The 2,556-nt window shown below is 74.7% G+C and carries 1 protein-coding gene; it reads left to right on the top strand.

Annotation, left to right across the window (positions count from 1 at the left end; translation table 11 throughout):
• Positions 1 to 2,455 (top strand): RNA degradosome polyphosphate kinase (locus HLB09_RS15680; protein WP_409373017.1); only part of this gene is annotated, 2,455 nt, incomplete at its 5' end.
• Positions 2,456 to 2,556: the final 101 nt, after the last annotated feature.

The raw sequence follows: 2,556 nt of genomic DNA, 5'->3' as shown, positions 1-2,556 counted from the left end.
GGGGCGCCGCGAGCGGCGCCGGCGACGGCAGCAGCGCACCGGGCCGCCCGCCGCGCCCTCTCGACCGACCGCCTCGCCGCCGTCCGCGCCCCCCTCCGCGGCCTCGGTCGCGGAGGCGCCGACCGGGGCGGCCGGTGGCACCATGAGGGAGGTGACCACGTCGACCGACAAGGGCCCCGGCGCGCCCGCCACCAGCGGCGAGGGCCTCCCCGCCCGACCTGACGCCGCGGCGGAGCTCGACGACGGCGCCCGCACGGGCGGGGCCTCCCGGACGCTCGACACGGAGACGGCCGCCCACCTCGGCGACGCGGCGCCCATGCCCGTGCCGGGGGCCGCCGCCGGCGACGACGAGCCGCTGCCCGACGACCGGTTCCTCGACCGCGAGCTGTCGTGGCTCGCCTTCAACGACCGGGTGCTGCAGCTCGCGGAGGACGACGACCTCCCCCTGCTCGAGCGGGCCCGCTTCCTCGCCATCTTCGCCTCGAACCTCGACGAGTTCTTCATGGTCCGCGTGGCCGGCCTCAAGCGGCGCATCGCCACGGGCCTCGCCGTCACGGCCGCCTCGGGCCTGCAGCCGCGGGAGGTGCTCTCGCAGATCTCCCGCCGCGCCCACGAGCTCATGGAGCGCCACGCGCGCGTGCACTCCGAGGTCGTCCGCCCCCGGCTCGTCGACGCGGGGATCCGCCTCGTGCGCTGGGACGAGCTCGACGACGAGGAGCGCGCCGGCCTCGGCACCTTCTTCTCGCGCCAGGTCTTCCCCGTGCTCACGCCGCTGGCGGTCGACCCGGCGCACCCCTTCCCCTACATCTCGGGGCTCTCGCTCAACCTCGCCGTCGTCGCGCGCAACCCCTCCACGGGCACCGAGCACTTCGCCCGCGTCAAGGTGCCGCCGCTGCTGCCCCGGCTGGTGCCGGTGGACGACGACGACGACGCGGGCGCGCGAGGGGCGCCGGCCTCCGTGCGCTTCCTCCCGCTCGAGGAGCTCATCGGCGCCCACCTCGACCAGCTCTTCCCCGGCATGACCGTGGTGGCCAGCTCGGCGTTCCGCGTCACCCGCAACGAGGACCTCGAGGTCGAGGAGGACGACGCCGAGAACATCCTCCAGGCGCTGGAGAAGGAGCTGCTGCGGCGGCGCTTCGGCCCTCCCGTCCGCCTCGAGGTCGCCGACGACACCGACGAGCACGTGCGCGAGCTCCTCGTGCGCGAGCTGGGGGTGCGCGGCAGCGAGGTCTACGAGCTGCCCGCCCCCCTCGACCTGCGGTGCCTCAACGCCGTCGCCGACCTCGACCGGCCGGAGCTGCACTACCCCAAGGCCGTCTCCCGCACGCACCACCTGCTCACCGACGGCCGCGAGACCGCCTCCCCCGGCGACGTCTTCACGGCCGTGCGCAAGCACGACATCCTCCTGCACCACCCCTACGACGCCTTCTCGACGAGCGTCCAGGAGTTCCTGCAGCAGGCGGCGGCCGACCCGGACGTCCTCGCCATCAAGCAGACGCTCTACCGCACGAGCGGGGACTCCCCGATCGTCGACGCGCTCATCGACGCCGCCGACGCCGGCAAGCAGGTCGTCGCCCTCGTGGAGATCAAGGCGCGCTTCGACGAGCAGGCCAACATCTCGTGGGCCCGCAAGCTCGAGCAGGCCGGCGTCCACGTCGTCTACGGCATCGTGGGCCTCAAGACGCACGCCAAGCTGTGCCTCGTCGTGCGCCAGGAGCGCGACGGGCTGCGCCGCTACTGCCACATCGGCACGGGCAACTACAACCCGAAGACGGCGCGGCTCTACGAGGACATGGGCCTGCTCACCGCCGACGAGACCGTCGGGGAGGACGTCACCAAGCTCTTCAACCAGCTCTCGGGGTACGCGCCCCGCACGACCTTCTCGCGGCTGCTCGTGGCGCCCCGGTCCCTGCGCGCGGGCCTCGTCGAGCGCATCGAGCGGGAGGTCGAGCACCACCGGGCGGGCCGACCGGCGGAGGTGATGGTCAAGGTCAACTCGATGGTCGACGAGACCGTCATCGACGCGCTCTACCGCGCCTCGCGCGCCGGGGTGCCGGTCACCGTCGTCGTCCGCGGCATCTGCGCCCTGCGGCCGGGCATCCCCGGGCTGTCGGAGACGGTGCGCGTGCGCTCGGTCCTCGGGCGCTACCTCGAGCACAGCCGCATCTTCGCCTTCGCGGCCGGCGGCACCCCCGAGGTGTGGATCGGCAGCGCCGACATGATGCACCGCAACCTCGACCGCCGCGTCGAGGCGCTGGTGAAGATCGACGACGGCGCCGAGGTCGCCGAGCTGCTCGAGTACCTCGAGCTGCAGGCCGACGACGGCACGGCGTCGTGGCACCTCGGGCCCGACGGCACGTGGGAGCGCCACAGCCACGACCCCGACGGGAAGCGCCTGCTGGACGTGCAGCAGCACCTGCTGGAGCGGCGGCACGCCCCCGCCGGGCGGTCCTGAGCCCGCAGGGCTCGTCGCCCCCGGGCGGGGGGAGGCCGGCGCCCCGTCCTTCCCCGCCGCCCGCCCCGCGTCCTTCCCCGCCGCCCGCCCCGCGTCCTTCC

It is taken from the genome of Pseudokineococcus marinus (assembly GCF_013004605.1).
GTDB lineage: Bacteria > Actinomycetota > Actinomycetes > Actinomycetales > Quadrisphaeraceae > Pseudokineococcus > Pseudokineococcus marinus.
This window is presented reverse-complemented; position numbering and strand designations above follow the sequence as displayed.